The 17,604-nt window shown below is 63.4% G+C and carries 18 protein-coding genes; 12 read left to right on the plus strand and 6 right to left on the minus strand.

The window, feature by feature from the left end; translation table 11 throughout:
* The first annotated feature begins 58 nt into the window (after positions 1-58).
* Together rhlB and ACFOMF_RS00675 are read left to right on the plus strand one after the other, a co-directional pair.
* Entirely contained in the window at positions 59-1,474 is a 1,416-nt protein-coding gene (gene rhlB / locus ACFOMF_RS00670; protein ID WP_386360223.1) for an ATP-dependent RNA helicase RhlB, read from the plus strand.
* 19 nt (positions 1,475-1,493) lie between these two features.
* Positions 1,494-1,664 carry a hypothetical protein gene (locus tag ACFOMF_RS00675; RefSeq protein WP_386360225.1) on the plus strand — a complete coding sequence of 57 codons (171 nt, stop codon included), beginning with the start codon at positions 1,494-1,496 and terminating at the stop codon, positions 1,662-1,664.
* Position 1,665: 1 nt separating this feature from the next.
* Here ACFOMF_RS00675 and moaE read toward each other — a convergent pair whose 3' ends face one another.
* The 4 genes from moaE to ACFOMF_RS00695 all read right to left on the minus strand — a co-directional run bounded on the left by moaE (position 1,666) and on the right by ACFOMF_RS00695 (position 4,451).
* The gene (moaE, locus tag ACFOMF_RS00680; RefSeq protein ID WP_386360227.1) at positions 1,666-2,124 is read right to left on the minus strand and encodes a molybdopterin synthase catalytic subunit MoaE; all 459 of its coding nucleotides are present in this window, start codon (positions 2,122-2,124) and stop codon (positions 1,666-1,668) included.
* Position 2,125: 1 nt separating this feature from the next.
* The gene (locus ACFOMF_RS00685; RefSeq protein WP_386360229.1) at positions 2,126-2,374 is read right to left on the minus strand and encodes a MoaD/ThiS family protein; all 249 of its coding nucleotides are present in this window, start codon (positions 2,372-2,374) and stop codon (positions 2,126-2,128) included.
* Positions 2,371-2,841 (minus strand): cyclic pyranopterin monophosphate synthase MoaC, encoded by a 471-nt coding sequence (gene moaC / locus ACFOMF_RS00690; RefSeq protein WP_386360231.1) that lies wholly within the window; start codon positions 2,839-2,841, stop codon positions 2,371-2,373. Before moaC ends, ACFOMF_RS00685 begins: the two co-directional genes overlap by 4 nt.
* A gap of 224 nt (positions 2,842-3,065) precedes the next feature.
* The gene (locus tag ACFOMF_RS00695; RefSeq protein WP_386360233.1) at positions 3,066-4,451 is read right to left on the minus strand and encodes a PhoH family protein; all 1,386 of its coding nucleotides are present in this window, start codon (positions 4,449-4,451) and stop codon (positions 3,066-3,068) included.
* Positions 4,452-4,934: 483 nt separating this feature from the next.
* Between ACFOMF_RS00695 and yaaA the strand changes: the two genes are divergently transcribed.
* The 4 genes from yaaA (at position 4,935) to mvaT (ending at position 8,771) form a co-directional block, all read left to right on the plus strand.
* Positions 4,935-5,711, plus strand: a complete 777-nt coding sequence (gene yaaA, locus ACFOMF_RS00700; RefSeq protein WP_386360235.1) for a peroxide stress protein YaaA — start codon at positions 4,935-4,937, stop codon at positions 5,709-5,711.
* 480 nt (positions 5,712-6,191) lie between these two features.
* On the plus strand, positions 6,192-7,637 hold the full coding sequence (locus ACFOMF_RS00705) for a mannose-1-phosphate guanylyltransferase/mannose-6-phosphate isomerase (RefSeq protein ID WP_386360237.1): 1,446 nt from the start codon (positions 6,192-6,194) through the stop codon (positions 7,635-7,637).
* Positions 7,638-7,769: 132 nt separating this feature from the next.
* Entirely contained in the window at positions 7,770-7,982 is a 213-nt protein-coding gene (locus tag ACFOMF_RS00710; RefSeq protein ID WP_386360239.1) for a hypothetical protein, read from the plus strand.
* Positions 7,983-8,393: 411 nt separating this feature from the next.
* Positions 8,394-8,771 carry a histone-like nucleoid-structuring protein MvaT gene (gene mvaT, locus ACFOMF_RS00715; protein WP_386360241.1) on the plus strand — a complete coding sequence of 126 codons (378 nt, stop codon included), beginning with the start codon at positions 8,394-8,396 and terminating at the stop codon, positions 8,769-8,771.
* A 134-nt stretch (positions 8,772-8,905) separates the two neighbouring features.
* Here mvaT and sbcB read toward each other — a convergent pair whose 3' ends face one another.
* Positions 8,906-10,348, minus strand: coding sequence for an exodeoxyribonuclease I (gene sbcB, locus ACFOMF_RS00720; protein WP_386360243.1), 1,443 nt, complete (start codon positions 10,346-10,348; stop codon positions 8,906-8,908).
* A gap of 125 nt (positions 10,349-10,473) precedes the next feature.
* On the opposite strand from sbcB, the gene ACFOMF_RS00725 reads away from it, so the two are divergent.
* The 6 genes from ACFOMF_RS00725 to ACFOMF_RS00750 are packed head-to-tail and all read left to right on the plus strand — an operon-like array spanning position 10,474 to position 17,091.
* Positions 10,474-11,181, plus strand: a complete 708-nt coding sequence (locus ACFOMF_RS00725) for an RDD family protein (RefSeq protein WP_386360245.1) — start codon at positions 10,474-10,476, stop codon at positions 11,179-11,181.
* The gene (locus ACFOMF_RS00730; protein WP_386360247.1) at positions 11,178-12,155 is read left to right on the plus strand and encodes a stage II sporulation protein M; all 978 of its coding nucleotides are present in this window, start codon (positions 11,178-11,180) and stop codon (positions 12,153-12,155) included. Before ACFOMF_RS00725 ends, ACFOMF_RS00730 begins: the two co-directional genes overlap by 4 nt.
* Positions 12,145-13,638 carry a DUF4129 domain-containing protein gene (locus ACFOMF_RS00735; protein WP_386360249.1) on the plus strand — a complete coding sequence of 498 codons (1,494 nt, stop codon included), beginning with the start codon at positions 12,145-12,147 and terminating at the stop codon, positions 13,636-13,638. The genes ACFOMF_RS00730 and ACFOMF_RS00735 overlap by 11 nt, the downstream gene beginning before the upstream one ends.
* Entirely contained in the window at positions 13,635-14,789 is a 1,155-nt protein-coding gene (locus ACFOMF_RS00740) for a DUF4350 domain-containing protein (RefSeq protein WP_386360251.1), read from the plus strand. Before ACFOMF_RS00735 ends, ACFOMF_RS00740 begins: the two co-directional genes overlap by 4 nt.
* Positions 14,786-15,772, plus strand: coding sequence for an AAA family ATPase (locus ACFOMF_RS00745; protein WP_386360253.1), 987 nt, complete (start codon positions 14,786-14,788; stop codon positions 15,770-15,772). The genes ACFOMF_RS00740 and ACFOMF_RS00745 overlap by 4 nt, the downstream gene beginning before the upstream one ends.
* Positions 15,769-17,091 (plus strand): DUF58 domain-containing protein, encoded by a 1,323-nt coding sequence (locus tag ACFOMF_RS00750; protein ID WP_386360254.1) that lies wholly within the window; start codon positions 15,769-15,771, stop codon positions 17,089-17,091. Before ACFOMF_RS00745 ends, ACFOMF_RS00750 begins: the two co-directional genes overlap by 4 nt.
* Before the next feature lie 9 nt (positions 17,092-17,100).
* Here the strand turns inward: ACFOMF_RS00750 and ACFOMF_RS00755 are convergent, their stop codons facing one another.
* Positions 17,101-17,493, minus strand: coding sequence for a PilZ domain-containing protein (locus ACFOMF_RS00755; protein ID WP_386360256.1), 393 nt, complete (start codon positions 17,491-17,493; stop codon positions 17,101-17,103).
* Positions 17,494-17,604 lie beyond the last annotated feature (111 nt).

Consider the following 17,604-nt stretch of genomic DNA (forward strand, 5'->3'; position numbering starts at 1 on the left):
GCACCGTTAACTTGCTTTACACTTCCGGTGATACCCACTTGACGACGATGAGATTACCGTGCTGAAGGCACTCAAGAAGATTTTCGGCCTGGACCCGGCCGAGCAGAACACTCCTGCGACTCCCCAGCCCACCGCACCGGAGGTGCAAGCGCAGCGAAATGCGCAAGAGCCGCGACCCGAGCCCGACACGGCCTCAGAGCGTGATCCCGTTCCCACACGCGAATCGCGGCCCCGCAAGCCGCGTAAACCCCGCACCGAGGCGCCCCGCTGGAAGCCCGAGGACTTCGCCATCGAACCGATGGAGGGCAAGACCCGGTTCCACGACTTCAACCTGGCCCCGGAGCTGATGCACGCCATACACGACCTGGGCTTCACCTACTGCACGCCGATCCAGGCCCAGGTGATGGGTTTCACCCTCAAGGGCCAGGACGCCATCGGTCGCGCGCAGACCGGCACCGGCAAGACCGCCGCATTCCTGATCTCCATCATCACCCAGTTGCTGCAGACCCCGCCGCCAAAGGAACGCTACATGGGTGAGCCGCGGGCGCTGATCATCGCCCCGACCCGCGAGTTGGTGGTGCAGATCGCCAAGGATGCCCAGGAACTGACCAAGTACGCACCGCTCAACGTGATGAGCTTTGTCGGCGGCATGGACTTCGACAAACAACTCAAGGCGCTCGAGTCGCGTTTCTGCGACATCCTGGTGGCGACCCCCGGGCGTCTGCTGGACTTCAACCAGCGCGGCGAAGTGCACCTGGACATGGTCGAGGTAATGGTGCTCGACGAAGCCGACCGCATGCTCGACATGGGCTTCATTCCGCAGGTTCGCCAGATCATCCGGCAGACCCCACCCAAGAGCGAGCGCCAGACCCTGCTATTCTCCGCCACCTTCACGGACGACGTGATGAACCTGGCCAGGCAGTGGACGGTCGACCCCGCCGTGGTGGAAATCGAACCGGAAAACGTCGCCAGCGAAACGGTCGAGCAGCATGTCTATGCGGTCGCCAGCAGCGACAAGTACAGGCTGCTCTACAACCTGGTCAGCCAGAACGACTGGGAACGGGTGATGGTGTTCGCCAACCGCAAGGACGAAGTGCGCCGGATCGAAGAGCGTCTGACCAAGGACGGCATCAGCGCTGCGCAGATGTCCGGTGACGTTCCTCAGCAAAAGCGCATCCGAGTACTCGAGGGCTTCCGTGAAGGTAAGATCCGGGTTCTGGTGGCAACAGATGTGGCCGGTCGCGGCATCCACGTCGATGCCGTCAGCCATGTGGTCAACTACACCCTGCCGGAGGACCCGGACGATTACGTGCACCGCATCGGACGCACCGGCCGGGCCGGTACGTCGGGCACCTCCGTCAGCTTTGCCAGCGAGGACGACGCCTTCGCCCTGCCGCCCATCGAGGAGCTGCTCGGCCGCAAGATCAGTTGCGAAATGCCTCCGGCCGAGCTGCTCAAGCCGGTCCGGCGCTAACGATACAAGGAGAACCCCCTTGAGTAGCCTGAACTGGATGATCACGCTCATCTTCACCGGCTTCGCCCTGATGGGCGTAGGCTTCAGCTTCCGCGACAACAACTGGGGAGTCGGCCTGCTGGCGCTGGGCAGTGCCGTGATGCTGTCGTCGATTGCCTACAAGATGTACATCACTTTCAGCATCGACTGATTCAGGGCTCCAGCCGCCAGCGCGCCGCGGCCTCCTGGTCGCTGTCGCGCCCCTCGACCCAGCGCGACCCCTCCGGGGTATCCTCTTTCTTCCAGAAAGGCGCCCGGGTCTTCAGGTAATCCATCACGAAGCGGCAAGCCTCGAAGGCAGCTTCACGGTGCGCGCTGGTAACCCCGACGAACACGATGGGCTCGCCTGGCTCGAGTCGCCCGACCCGGTGCAGCAATTCGATGTGCAGCAGGGGCCAACGCCGCGCGGCTTCGTCGACAATGCGCGACAGGGCCTTTTCCGTCATGCCCGGGGCGTGCTCCAGAAACATTCCGGAAACTTCACGACCCTCATTGAAATCGCGAACATAGCCGACAAAGCTCGCCACCGCACCGACGCCGCGATCGGCAGCATGCAGGGCGTTGAGCTCTGCGCCCGGATCGAACGGCTGCGGCTGTACACGAACCCTCATCTCAACCCCCGGTGACGGTGGGGAAAAACGCGACCTGGTCGCCATCGGCGATCGGCTCGTCCAGACCGCACAGCTCGTCATTGCGCGCACACATCAGGCCGGTATCGCCGAGCACCAGCCAGACGCCGCCGCGCGATGACAACCGTTGGCGGATGTCTTCCACCCGTGACAGATCGGCGGACCATTCCAGGCTCTCACCATCGGTGCCGAGCGCTTCGCGGTAACGTGCGAAAAACTGAATACGGATCACAGCGGTGCCTCCCAGCGTCCGGTCTTGCCACCCTGCTTTTCCAGAAGGCGCACCGACTCGATCACCATCCCGCGATCGACAGCCTTGCACATGTCGTACAGCGTCAACCCGGCGACGGCGGCGGCCGTCAAGGCCTCCATCTCGACACCGGTCTGCCCGGCCAGCTTGCAGCGGGCGCGGATCACCACGCAATCAGGCCCTTGCGCCTCCAGCTCGACCTTGATGCTGGTAAGCAACAGCGGATGACAAAGAGGTATCAGATCATGGGTCTTTTTGGCGGCCTGGATCCCTGCAATCCTGGCCACTGCGAACACGTCGCCCTTGGGATGCCCTCCGTCCTGAATCATCTTCAGGGTTTCGGGCTGCATCCGCACCCGTGCCTCGGCAACGGCCTCCCGCGAGGTCACTGCCTTGTCGGTGACGTCCACCATACTGGCGCGACCCTGGGTATCGAGGTGAGTGAGCATGCAGGCGACTCCGCGGGACTGGAAGGCATGGGAGGTGTATGGGCCGGTAGCCCATCGTGGAAGGCTAGAGACTGAAGGCTGGACAGAAAAGCTGCCTTTCTGGTCCGGCCGTCAGCCTACAACGCTCTCCGGTTTTTACAACCAAGGCGTTCGAAAACAAACACCTGGAGGCCGAACGCCCCAACGGGGCGCCAGCCTCCAGCGACCCCTCGGCTCCAGAGGCCTCACATATTGGCTTCGGCATATTCGGCAAGCACCGAGCGAGGTACACCCTGCAGGGTGATGTGCACGCCGTGCGGGAAGTCCTTGAAGCGTTCGGTCAGGTAGGTCAGCCCGGAACTGGTAGCCGACAGGTAGGGGGTGTCGATCTGCGCCAGGTTGCCGAGGCAGACCACCTTGGATCCAGCACCGGCTCGGGTGATGATGGTTTTCATCTGGTGAGGTGTCAGGTTCTGACACTCGTCGATCAGGATCAGGCTCTGCTGGAAGCTGCGCCCGCGAATGTAATTCAGTGATTTGAATTGCAGCGGGACCTTTTGCAGGATGTAGTCGACACTGCCGTGGGTGCTCTCGTCATCCATGTGCAGGGCTTCGAGGTTGTCGGTAATGGCGCCAAGCCAGGGCTCCATCTTTTCCGCCTCGGTGCCCGGTAGAAAGCCGATATCCTCGTCCAGCCCCTGAACACTGCGTGTAGCGATGATGCGACGGTAGCGCTTGCTGACCATGGTCTGCTCGATGGCTGCCGCCAGAGCCAGAATGGTCTTGCCCGAGCCGGCCGCGCCGGACAGGTTGACCAGATGGATGTCAGGCTCCATCAAGGCGAAGAGCGCCAGCGCCTGGTAGATGTCGCGCGGATTCAGACCCCAGGCCTCCTGATGGAGAAGCGGCTCCTGGTGCATGTCCAGCACCAGCAACTCGCCTTCCTTGATGCCCTTGACCCAACCCACGAAACCCTGCTCGTCGAGAATGAATTCGTTGACATGGACCGAAGGCAGATCCTCGGTGAGCTGCACGCGATGCCAGGTGCGGCCATGCCCCTGGCGGGTGTCGACCTTGCTGACCCGGTCCCAGAACGAGCCTGCCACGTTGTGATACCCGCGCGAGAGCATGCCGACGTCGTCGACCAGCTGATCGGTCTGGTAATCCTCGGTGGCAATGCCACAGGCGCGCGCCTTCAGGCGCATATTGATGTCCTTGGTCACCAGCACGACGTTCCCTCCACGCGAGCTTTTCAGCTCGACCATCTGATTGATGATCTTGTTGTCGTTCTGGTCTTCCGACAGCCATGTCAGGGATTCGGGACGCTTGCTCATCAGGATCGAAAGCCAACCGCAAGCGCCACTCTTCCCGCGCTGGATCGGCACCCCCCGCTCCACCTGCTCGGGCGTCGCATCGCCCAGCAGCCGATCGATCAGGCGGATCGCCTGGCGACACTCTGCAGCAACAGTGAGCTTGCCGCCCTTGAGCTTGTCCAGTTCCTCCAGAACCGGCATGGGGATGGCGACGTGATGCTCCTGGAAATTGAGGAGGGCGTTGGGATCGTGAATCAGGACGTTGGTATCGAGGACATACAGGGTGGGCTGGGTACTACGGCTGCCGAAGTCATCCATACGCGATCACCTTTCTGCTGGGGCCGGACGGTAGAAGCGAGCTGCGCTTGCACCGTTGAAACCGCCTGGCAAAACACGTGAGCGGGCTGGGAAGCTGGTGGGTTCGGAGCATCCCGAGGCCGCCACCTGTGTTGCAGGGTTCGGCGGTCTGTCACTTTTAATACAGCAAAAATCATGACAGTTGGACAGTTTCTGCTGAGCGGAAGATCCCTGACGAAGTAGCAGCGGCGCTGAAGCGATGAACAAGCGCACAGCTGAGAGCCGGCCAACCAAGCTAAGCGCACCAACTTGGGGATCCCACGAGAAAGTGCATGATAATGAACCCTTGCCAGAATCGGACCGCACCTGAAGAGTGCGCGCCAGGTTCATCCTGTAAAGGATTTTAGGCGTATCGGCGAGGACGGCCAGAGGTTGCACAGCGTTCGGCTGGAGCTCTGCAAGCGATCCCCACTAGAATTGCGCAGCCTTATTGGAGAGCCGCCCATGCTGTTGGTGATTTCACCGGCCAAGACCCTGGATTACGACACCCCGCCGGTCACGCCCCACTACACCCTTCCCGAGCATCTCGAGCATGCCGAGCAACTGATCGAAGTACTGCGCGAATATTCTCCCCAGCAGATCGCCGAGCTGATGCATCTATCCGACAAGCTCGCGGGGCTCAACATGGCACGCTACGCGGGCTGGACCCCCAACTGCTCGCCCGGCAAGGCCAAGCAGGCACTGCTCGCGTTCAAGGGCGACGTTTATACCGGCCTTGCCGCGGAAGACTTCGACGAAGGAGATTTCACCTTTGCCCAGCAGCACCTGCGCATTCTGTCAGGCCTCTACGGAGTGCTGCGTCCGCTGGACCTGATGCAGGCCTATCGGCTGGAGATGGGTACCAAACTGCGGACTTCCCGCGGCAAGGACCTCTATGCCTTCTGGGGAGATCGCATCAGCAAATGGCTCAACGCGGCCTTGCAGGCGCAGGGCGACGACCTGCTGCTCAACCTGGCTTCCAATGAGTACTTTGGATCAGTCAAGCGCCAGGCGCTGAGCGCACGGGTCATCGATACCGAGTTTCGCGACCTGAAAAACGGTGAATACAGGATCATCAGCTTTTACGCCAAGAAGGCACGCGGCCTCATGGCTCGTCATGTGATCAAACATCGCGTGCGCGATCTCCAGGCGCTCCGGCAGTTCGATGCCGAGGGCTATCGCTTCAGCGCCGAACGCTCTTCCGAAGATCGCCTGGTCTTTCTACGCGACGCCCAGGCCTGACAACTGCCTCGCCCGCAAGGGGCGAGGCAGATCCGATCCCCGTCGTGGTCGAGCGGGGAACTATCCCCCGATCCCGGCAATCATAAGCCCGTAATGTCAATTCCGGATCGGAAAGGGAAGGCACATGAAAGTGCATCGGGCCACGCGACCAAGCGAAGCGTCTCGCTACAGCCTGTCAAACACTGCTTGGTCAGTGCCATCACGCCCACCGGAAGTGCCCGTACTCGCCCAGGCGATGCCATCTGAGGATGTTGCGTCTTTCCAGCCCCTGGGACCACCGGCAAGCGATACCGGATAGCCGCCCCGAGCGGACCTCAAGAAAAAAAAACCGCACCGTGATTTCAATGCTGCACCAGAAGGATCTCTGGCGCGGCGGCCTCGTTTTTTTTTCAGGCGGGGCTGGATGGCAACAACGAATCAATGCGCCCGGCCCGACATGGCCCGAGCGGAATTTACCTCTACGCATTCAGGAGAACTTCGATGATTCCGGTCATTCTTTCAGGCGGCAGTGGCTCTCGGCTCTGGCCTCTCTCGCGCAAGCTGTTCCCGAAACAGTTTCTCGCCCTGACCGGGGAGCAGACGCTGTTCCAGCAGACCGTCGAGCGACTGGCCTTCGAAGGCATGCAACAGCCGCTGCTGGTGTGCAACAAGGAACATCGCTTCATCGTCAAGGAGCAACTGACTGCACGCAAACTGGCCGTGCAGGGCATGCTGCTCGAACCCTTCGGGCGCAACACCGCACCGGCGGTGGCGCTGGCAGCAATGAAGCTGGTCGAGGAAGGGCGTGACGAGCTGATGCTGATCCTGCCGGCGGACCACGTCATCGAAGACCAGAAAGCCTTCCAGCGCTCGCTGGCACTGGCCACCAACGCGGCCGAACGCGGCGAAATGGTGCTGTTCGGCATACCCGCTACCCGGCCGGAGACCGGCTACGGCTACATCCGATGCGACATGAGCGGCGGCGGCAATCTGCCAGAGGGTGCCAACCGCGTCGTGCAGTTCGTCGAGAAGCCCGACGAGGTGCGCGCCCAGCAGTTCGTAGAATCGGGCGACTATTTCTGGAACAGCGGAATGTTCCTGTTTCGCGCCAGTGTTTTCCTCGAAGAGCTGAAAAAGCACGACCTGGATATCTTCGACACCTGCCAGGCCACGCTGGAGCGCAGCCATCGCAACGGTGACGAAGTGCTCATCGACCCGGCTACCTTTGCCTGCTGCCCGGACGACTCGATCGACTATGCGGTCATGGAAAAAACCCGCCTCGCCTGCGTGGTGCCCCTGAGCGCCGGCTGGAACGACGTCGGCTCCTGGTCCTCGATCTGGGAAGTGCATGACAAGGACGAGAACGGCAACGTGATCAAGGGCGACGTGATCGCCGAGGACTCCCGTAACTGCCTGGTCCACGGCAACGGCAAGCTGGTGACCGTCCTGGGTCTGGACGACATCGTCGTGGTCGAAACCAAGGACGCAATGATGGTGGCTCACAAGGACAAGGTGCAGGACGTCAAGAAGCTGGTCGCCAGGATGGATGCCCAGAACCGCTCGGAAACCCAGAACCATTGCGCTGTCTACCGCCCCTGGGGCTGGTACGACTCGGTGGACATGGGCGGACGCTTCCAGGTCAAGCGTATTTGCGTGAACCCGGGCGCCAGCCTGTCGCTGCAGATGCACCACCACCGGGCCGAGCACTGGATCGTGGTATCCGGCACTGCCCAGGTGACCTGCAACGACAAGACCTTCCTGCTCACCGAGAACCAGTCCACCTATATTCCGGTGACTTCGGTCCACCGCCTCGCCAACCCCGGCAAGATTCCGCTGGAGCTGATCGAGGTACAGTCGGGCAGCTACCTCGGCGAGGACGACATCGAGCGTTACGATGACGTCTATGGTCGCGCCGAGGCCGCCAGCGCTACCAGCAGCGCACGCTGATCGGCTAACCCCGCCTTCGTCAGGGGGCGGGCACTCTCAATGCAGCTTGAAAAACACCGGACTGCGCCTTTCAATAGAGGACCCTGCGCCTCCCGGCGCCGGTGTTATTTTTTTCAATCACGGGTCTTTGCAGTGACAAAAGACGAGATGCGTCGCGAACTGGAGCGACAAGCGCAGCGTTTCCAGAACCTTTATGGGGGCGAAGTCGTGACTTACGCCGCACAACCGGACCCCGAACGCAAACCCTGGCGCAAAAAGGCCAGCGTGCATGATCAGGCCTTCCAGAAGGAACTGGAAAAAATAGAAAAAGAACGAGAAAAGCGGGAAGCGTCAGCAACTGACTGACTTTCAGGCTTGTTCAAAAGGCTCGCCACTGGCGAGCCTTTCACTTTACAGCCAAGCCAATGTACAAGGCTTCGCGCCGCCAGCCCTGCAGACCGCACCGCCCTCGAAAACTCCTCGACTTGCCATACGCTGGTTTCCCTGCGCCCTTTCGCGCTTCCGGTGCCGGGCTTCTTTGAATTGAAGTTTGCAACTGGAACAACCGAAACCCCTACGCCCATTGAGCCTTCCCGCGCACCGCCCACGGCGACTTGCAGTTCGCGACGCCGTACTGGCCGCCTGGCAGACCACCTGAAATAACTTGAACAGAGTCACACTGCAGATCTTTCGCTGGAATGTTCATTTATATTTACTTGTCCATTATGCCTGACTATCATCCCCCACACTCAGAACCCCCGAATTCCAGGTAATAATATGTCCCTCATCAGCGAATACCGCGCCACTGAAGAAGCCATCAAAGAACTTCAGGAGCGCCTCAAGAGCCTGTCCGAAGACGGCAAGCTGCAAAAAGAGCTTGAGTTCGAAGGCAAGTTGCGCGAACTCATGGGTGAATACCAGAAGTCGCTGCGCGACATCATCGCGGTTCTCGACCCCGACGCACGCCCCGCCAAACCGGCCCGCGCCGCCAAGGCGCCCGCTCCCACCAAGCGCGCACGCCGGGTCAAGCAGTACAAGAACCCGCATACCGGCGAAGTGATTGAAACCAAGGGCGGCAATCACAAGACGCTGAAAGAGTGGAAAGCCAAGTGGGGATCGGACGAGGTAGAGAGCTGGTCGACCGTGCTCGGCTGATCTCCCCTTACAGCTTCAGCGCTCTGCCTGAAGCCGCCGGCGAAATCCCCTGCATGATTCGCCACCGCACCATGAGGCTTCATGTCGTTTAAACGACATGAAGCTTCGCTGTTTCTACCTGTTGTTCCCATGGCTCAATCGAATCGATCAAGCGCATAGCGGTGTCGTAATGAATCGGCGTGGGCCTTCCAGGCTTGTAACAGTTGTGCTTGCGGGCCGGAATGTTCGGCGAGCAGGCGAGCCACTTCCGCATCGAACTGCGCCAAAGTATTGGGCGCACCGCAAGCCGGGTCGGTCAGGCGCTGTTGGCAAAAGATTCGCCAATCCTGCTTCTCCTGGGCCGTCAGAGATTCCGGGCAATTGCGCGCTCTATAACGGAACATGAGTTGCGCGAGCCGGCTGTCATCGAATGGCCACGGGCTCACCTGCCTTTCCATGGGATCGGCCGTCCTGAAACGTTCGCACATGGCACGGTCGCGATCGCCAATAAAGCCCGCGTAGAGTTGCTGTTCGGGATCCTCTACTTCCTCGGGTCTCGGGTCTTGTGCATATAACAGCGCAAGTTTGTCCTGCCATCGCGGGCGCTGTAGGCGCAACTGTTCGGCCTGCGCCAGGCAATCGTCCAGGGAAAGGCCGATACGCTGAACATCTTCGGCTCTGAGGACACTCATCGGCGCCAGTACCGGACAACGATTGACATGCACCAACTTCAGGGGAACAGGCAAGGCCCCCTTCAGGTCGTCGTGCCGGGTATACAACCTGTCGCGCAAGGTTTGCGCGTCTTCCTCGAGCAAGGGCGAACAGTCACTGCGCAGGTCGCACACAATAAGCGCGTTGCGGTTGACCGGATGCCAGCCCAACGGCAGGACTAGCGAAAGGAAGTGACGCTGGGCCGAGAAGCGCCCCGAGACATGCACCAACGGTTGCAGCAGGCGTACCTGGTCCAGCACCTGTGACTTGCGTCTGAGCCCATAGAGAAACTGATAGAGCCGTGGCTGGCGCTCGCGGATCAGCCGCGCCAGTCCGATGGTCGCACGCACGTCGGAAAGCGCATCATGAGCCTGCAGGTGGTCGAGCCCATTGGCGGCGCTCAGGCGCTCGAGCTTCAGACTGACCCGGCCATCCTCTTCCGGCCAGCAGATGCCCTCGGGCCGCAGGGCATAGGCGGTGCGCACCAGGTCGATGAGGTCCCAGCGGCTGTTGCCGCCCTGCCACTCGCGCGCATAGGGATCGAAGAAATTGCGGTACAGGCTGTAGCGGGTCACCTCATCATCAAAGCGCAGGCTGTTGTAGCCCGCACTGCAGGTGCCGGGAAGTGCCATCTCGGCATGTAGCCGGGTCATGAACTCCGCCTCGCACAGGCCCTTCTCTGCGAGCCGGGCGGGAGTGATGCCAGTCACCAGGCACGCCGCCGGATGCGGCAGGATGTCATCGGACAACCTGCAATAGAGGTTCAGCGGGGTGCCGATCTCTTCCAGCGCCTCGTTGGTGCGGATGCCGGCGACCTGCATGGGGCGATCGCAGCGGGGAGAGATACCAGTGGTTTCGAAGTCGTACCAGAAGATGCTCGCGGTCACGGATGGGTCCTTGCTGTTCGTCGCCGCAGTCTACCCCAGCGACAGTCATCAACCCTTGTTGATCAGCCCGCGTCACGCGCATAGCATCGGCTACCTGCAGGACGCATCCCACATGAGGCCGCCCGGTGCCCAGCTCCACTTCCTACCCGCCGCTGGATAACCGCTACCGGGTCGAGACACCCGAGGGCATAGACCTTGTCCTCCAGCCTGCGGGGCTGGTGCCGCGCGCGCTGGCCTTCGCCATCGACCTGGCGATTCGTGGTGCGCTGTTTGCCACTCTGCTGTTCGCCTTCAGTCTGCTGGGCCTGTTCGGCCTGGGACTGGCGGCGATTCTGCTGTTCCTTGTGCAGTGGTGGTACATGGTGCTGTTCGAGGTGCTCAACCAGGGACGTACCCCTGGCAAACAATGGCTTGGCCTGCAGGTGCTGCATGACGACGGCACACCGGTAGGCTGGGCCTCATCCCTGATTCGCAACCTGCTGCGGGTGGTCGACCTGCTGCCCTTCGCCTATTTTCTGGGCGCGCTGAGCTGCCTCCTGCATCCTGGCTTCAAGCGACTCGGCGACCTGGCCGCCGGCACCCTGGTGGTCTATCGTTTCCGACCCGCCAGCCCCGGTACCCTGCCCCTCGAGGGACCGGCCCAGGCGGCACCAGAGGGCCTGGCCGAAGTCGAGCGCCGGGCATTGATCGCCTTTGCCGAGCGTCACGACAGCCTTTCGCCGGCACGCCGGAGCGAACTTGCCTCATTGCTCGCCGAACCTATCGGAGCCGCTCCGGCGCAAGCGGAACAAACACTGCTCGCCATCGCTCGCGGCCTGCTGAGGAGCGGATGAAGCAGCAGGCCTTCGAACAGCGCCATCGGCATACCTGGCAGGCGTTCAGCATCCAGCTCGAAGCCCTCGAGCAGGCGCGCGGGCAGCCAGTCGACCCAGCCAGCTTTCCTGCCGCCTATCGCCGGCTGTGCCAGCACCTGTCCCTGGCCCAGTCCAGAGGCTACAGCCAGGGTCTGGTCGATCACCTGCAATACCTGGTGCAGCGAGGGCACCTGCAGCTCTACCGCCACCGCAGCCTGCTGCTGGCGCGGATAATCGCCTTCACGCTCGGCGGGCTGCCACTGCTGGTGCGCCAGGAATGGCGCTTCGTGCTGGTGGCCAGCCTGCTGTTCTATGGCAGCCTGCTGCTGGCCGGCCTGCTGGTCTTCGGCGTACCGGAACTCGCCCGCGCGCTGCTCAGCGCGACTCAGATCGCCCAGATGGAACAGATGTACGATCCGGACAGGGCGCGCCTGGGTCGCTTCGGCGAGCGCACGGCCGCTGCCGACTGGATGATGTTCGGCTACTACATCATGAACAATGTCGGCATCGCCTTTCAGACCTTTGCCGGCGGTCTTCTGGCCGGCCTTGGCACGCTGTTTTTCCTGCTGTTCAACGGGCTCACCATCGGGGCGGTCGCCGGCCACCTGACCGGTATCGGCTACCACCACCCGTTCTATTCTTTCGTCATCGGCCATGGCGCCTTCGAGCTGACCGGCATCAGCCTGGCGGGGGCGGCGGGCCTGCGGATCGGCTGGGCACTGATCGCACCAGGTCAACTGCGCCGCGCCGATGCCCTGCGCCAGGCCTCCTCGGTCGGGGTGCAACTGGTGAGCGGCGCCCTGCTACTGTTGCTGATCGCGGCATTCGTCGAGGCCTACTGGTCGTCGATGACCTTCGCTACACCCCTGGCGAAGTATCTGGTCGGTGCTGCCCTGTGGTTGCTGGTGGCGCTCTACCTGACCTTGGGCGGACGCCAGCACGATGCTTCCTGAACTCGACGTGCGCCCGCGCAGCGCCTGGGAAGCGCTGGATCTGGGCACCCTGCTGGCGCGTCGGCACCTGCCCCAACTGATGGCCGCCTGGGCGCTGCTGACGGTGCCCTTGTTCCTGCTGCTGAGCCTGCTGTGCTGGCGCCACCCTGGCCTGGCGCTGGTCCTGTTCTGGTGGCTCAAGCCCCTCTACGAGCGCCTGCCGCTGTATATCCTCTCGCGAGCGCTGTTCGGTGCCACGCCAAGCACGCAGCAGGCCTTGCGTGCGTTTCCAGCCCAGCTCCGCCATCAGTGGCTCGCCAGCCTGACCTGGCGTCGCCTCAGCCCGACCCGCAGCTTCGACCTGCCGGTGGTCCAGCTGGAAGGACTCAGCGGGGAGGCCCGGCGGCAGCGCCTGGGCCTGCTGGGCCAGCGCGACAGCGGCACCGCGTCCTGGCTCACGGTGGTCGGGTTTCACCTGGAGCTGGCCCTGTTACTGGGCCTGATTGCGCTTTTCTATTTTCTGCTGCCGCAACAGGTCCTGGAAGACTGGACCTGGTACGAACTGGTAAACGATGCCGACGGCTGGTTATGGCTGGAGCACCTGAGCAATTCGCTATACGTGCTGGTTCTGATCCTCTGGGAGCCCATCTATGTCGCCTGCGGCTTCAGCCTCTACCTGAATCGACGTACCCGGCTCGAAGGTTGGGATATCGAACTCGGCTTCCGCCAGCTGGGCCAGCGCCTGTCGCGCCTTGCCGGTGTGCTACTGGTCGCCGGACTGTTCCTGATGGCGCCGCTTGGCGTCGAGCACAGCTGGGCCTCAACTACCGCGGAACAGCCATCGGGCAGCCAGCCATTGACAGGCAGCGAGGCCCGCGAGCGGATCGAGTCGCTGCTGCAGCAGCCGCCGTTCACCCATCAGGAAACCGTGACCCGCTGGCGCCTGCGCGACGCCGATGCGGCCGATAGCAGGCTGTCGAGCTGGCTGGAAGCACTTGGCGACACCCTGGGCCACGCCGAAGGCCCAGCGCAAGTCATGAAAGCACTGCTCTGGAGCGGCCTGCTGGGGCTGCTGCTGAGCCTGGCCTGGCGCTACCGCCAATGGCTGCCTACCTTCGGTAGGCGGCGCAAACGCAGACGGCGCCGACGCTCTTTCCTGCCAGCCTCGTCCATCCCCGACCCCGAGCCGCCCCCCTTGCCCGAGGATATCGCCGCCACAGCCGAACAACTCTGGCAACGTGACCCGGGCCAGGCGCTGGGCCTGCTCTACCGAGCCATGCTGAACCAGCTCGAGGACCGACTCGCGCTGCAGTCCTCGCTCACCGAAAGCGAGGTGCTGCAGCGCGTCGCCAGCCTGCAGCAGGAGGACCTGAGCCGTTACGCTGAACAGCTGACCCGGCACTGGCAGGCCCATGCCTACGGCCACCGCCACCCGCCCGAGGCGGCCGGGCCGACACTTGTCGATGGCTACCGGCGCTTGTTCGATGCCAGAGGTCCGGCATGAATCGCGCCCGCTGGCCTCTGCTATTCGCCGCGCTGCTGGCGCTGACGATCGCCTTCTATGTCGCCGGGCAACTGGAGCGTCAGCAGGTAACCCTGGACCATGGCCCGTCGCCTGAAGCCCAGGCCGACCCCTACCTGGCGGCGCAGCTGTTTCTCAAGGGGCTCGGCTCGTCTGTGGTGCGCAGCGAAGATCTGCGACTGGCCGCGTTGCCAGGGAGCGGTCATACCCTGATGCTGCTGGCAGATCGCGGCGGCTGGTCGGCCGGCCAGACCCGCCGGGTGCTGGAGTGGGCGCAGGCCGGCGGCCACCTGCTGTTCGTCGCCGAACGGCTGTGGGACGAAGCCCGCGGCCAAAGCGGCGACCTGCTGCTCGACGCACTTGGCCTGCAGCAGCACGAAACCGGCGACGAGCATCCCGCGCTGCAATCGCCCATGGTCCCGGCCCCACACCCGGAACTCACCCGGTTGTTCGTCGAAAACGAGTCCGCCCCCGCCTACCTGGCCTTCGATACCCGCTATCATCTCTATGACCCGGAGCAGAAAGCCCACGCCCGGGCCAACAGCAGCCATGCCACCCATATGCTGCAGCTGCGCCACGGCGAGGGGCTGGTGACGGTGCTGACCGATGCCTGGCTCTGGCAGAACTCGCGCATCGGCCAGCTCGATCACGCCTGGCTGCTCTGGTATCTCAGCCAGGACCGTGACGTCACCCTGGTCTTTCGTGAAAGCCAGCTGAGCCTGGTCAAGCTGGTGACCGAACACTTCACCGAAGCCGCGACAAGCCTCGCGCTGCTGCTGGCGCTCTGGCTCTGGCGCGCCAGCCGGCGGCGGGGCCCCTTGCTGCCTGCAACGCCCAGCAGCCGGCGACAGTTACTGACGCATCTGCGCGCCAGCGCCGATTTCCGGATGCGCCGCCTCGGACGACACAGGCTGATCGAGGACCTGCAGGCGGACATCCTGCAGCAGGTCCAGCGCCATCATCCAGGCATTAGCAGCCTCGAGCCGGTGGAACGCAGCGAACTGCTCGCACGTCTGTCGCTACAACCCGTCGCGCAGGTCGACCAGGCCATGCAGACCCCGGATGCGCGACTCAGCCTTGCCGACTTCACCGAACAGGTCGGCCTACTGCAATCACTCAGGAACGCCCTATGAGCGAACAGACCGCCGAGCGCGGGGAGCCACGCCAGCGAGCCGGCCAGTTGGCTCACGCCCTGCGCCAGGAATTGAACAAGGCCGTTATCGGCCAGCCGGACGTCATCGAGGGCCTGCTCACCGCCCTGATCGCCGGCGGCCACGTACTCATCGAAGGCGTACCGGGCCTCGGCAAGACCCTGCTCGTCCGGGCCCTGGCGCGCTGCTTCGGTGGCGACTTCGCCCGCATCCAGTTCACTCCCGATCTGATGCCCAGCGACATCACCGGGCATGCCGTCTACGACCTCGCCAGCGAACAGTTCAAGCTGCGCAAGGGACCGGTGTTCACCCACCTCCTGCTCGCCGATGAGATCAATCGCGCGCCGGCAAAGACCCAATCGGCGCTGCTCGAAGTGATGCAGGAACATCAGGTGACCCTCGAAGGCCGAGCGCTGAAGGTCCCTCAACCCTTCCTGGTGATGGCCACGCAGAACTCCATCGAACAGGAGGGCACCTACCCGCTGCCGGAGGCAGAGCTCGACCGCTTCATGCTCATGCTGCGCATGGACTATCCGCCCGCCGAAGCCGAAGTGGACCTGGTGCGCAGCGTGAGCCGCTCCGCCCATTCGGACATGCTCGATGTGACCCCGCTACGTCAGCTGATGCGTCCGCAGGACGCCCTGGCGCTGCAGAGGATCGCCAGCGAGCTGCCGGTGGACGAACAGGTGCTCGACTACGCCGTGCGCCTTGCCCGGGCGACACGGGACTGGCCGGGGCTTAGCCTGGGTGCAGGGCCGCGCGCCTCCATTGCCCTGGTACGCGGCGGCCGTGCCCGCGCATTGCTGCGCGGGGGCGAGTTCGTGCTGCCCGATGACGTCAAAGGTTGTGCCCTGCCGGTGCTGCGGCACCGTGTACGGCTGAACGCCGACCTGGAAATCGAGGGCCTGACGGTCGATACCCTGCTGCAGCAACTGATCGACCAGACCCCGGCGCCGCGACCATGACACCCGGCCGCGCCCTGTTGGCAGTGGCAGGAGGCTTGCTCTTGTCCGCCTTGCTGCTGGGCATCTCTCGGCTTCTTTACGCACCCGCCGACTGGCTGGCCACACTCTGGTGGAGTCTGCTGCTGGGCGCTGCCGGCATTGCCCTGCTCGACGCGCTGCGCCTGCGGCGGCAGCCCTCACCCGAGATAAAGCGCCAACTGCCCGGCGAAGCCCCGGTCGGACGCTGGCAGGAGGTGCGGCTGGAACTGCGCCACGGCTCGCGCGTCCGGGTCCAGGTATTCGATCATGCGCCAGCCTCGCTGCAGGTCGACAGCCTCCCCGTTGCCGTGCGCCTGGCCCCTGGCGAAACAGCCACGCTGAGCTACCTATTCTGCGCCACAGAGCGCGGACTGTTCCATTTCGAGCACTGCGAGGTGCAGCTGCCCAGCCCGTGGCGGCTGTGGCACAGCCGGCGGCTGCTGACGCTGCCCGGCGACATACGCATTTACCCGGACTTTTCACGGCTTCACGGGGCCCGCCTGATGGCGGTCGAAAACTGGCTCGGCGGCCTGGGCATCCGCCAGCGACCGCGTCGCGGTCCGGGGCAGGAGTTTCGCCAACTGCGCGAATACCGTGACGGCGACACCCTGCGCCAAGTGGACTGGAAGGCCACCGCCCGGGTACGTCACCCCATCGTCAGGGAATACCAGGACGAACGCGACCAGCGCATCCTGTTCCTCCTCGATGGAGGCCGCCGCATGCGCAGCCAGGACGGCGGCAAGTCGCACTTCGACCACAGCCTGGAAGCCTGCCTGCTTCTGAGCCATGTCGCACTGCGCCAGGGCGATGCGGTGGGCCTGTCCACCTTTGCCACCGAGCAGCCGCGATTCGTCGCGCCGGGCAAGGGACCGGCGCAGCTGACCAGCCTGCTCGATGCCATGTACGACCTGCGCAGCAGCCGTGCCCAGGCGGACTACAGCAGCGCCGCGGCAACCCTGCTCGCGCGCCAGCGGCGCCGGGCGCTGGTCATCGTGCTGACCAACCTGCGCGACGAAGACGACGATGAACTGGATGCCGCCCTCGCCCACCTGAGCCAACGCCACCGGGTACTGCTGGTAAGCCTCAGGGAGGAATTCGTCGATCACCTGGCGCAGACCCCGATCACAGGCCTGGACGAGGCTCTGGACTATTGCGGGCTGGTGGATTACCGCGCCGCCCGGCAGCGTCTGCACCGCCGTCTAACGGCCCGCGGGCTGCCGCTGCTGGATGCACGCCCGAGGGAGCTCGCGCCCCTGTTGATCGAACGCTATCTGGCGCTCAAGCGTGCCGGCAGCTTCTAGCCAAACGATTCAGCGGCAATCATTCAGGCCCGGACCGCGGGGCTCGGGCGAAGCCTGGAAGGGCTGGAAGCTGAAATACTGCTGCAGCGCGTCGACCATTTCCCTGATGTCCTCGGGCGGCTCGATCAGCTTGAAGCCTGAATCATAGCTTCCCGGGGTCACATCTTCGCGGGTCCACTGGCAGGTGGCCTGGAGATCGACGTAATGGACGCTGCCGTCCTTCGCGGGAATTTTCAGACGCATCTCGAAGCGGGCGTGCAGGAGCATCGGATACGGACTGATGAGCATCAGGCCCTGCTCGGAGATGTTGCCGATAAAGCCCAGGGGCTTGTCGGTGTTCCGGTTGAACACCTTCAAATAATACGGCAACTGGTGCCGCTCGATTCTGCGTTGATTGGACATCGTCCCACTACTGCTGGCCGTACTCGTTTTGCTGTTCATGGCAACCCCGTTGCCGCATAAGGGTTCAGCCTGATCCTGGCCGAGGGGACGTCCCTGTATCTATTACGACAC

Source organism: Stutzerimonas tarimensis (genome assembly GCF_042648805.1).
GTDB lineage: Bacteria > Pseudomonadota > Gammaproteobacteria > Pseudomonadales > Pseudomonadaceae > Azomonas > Azomonas tarimensis.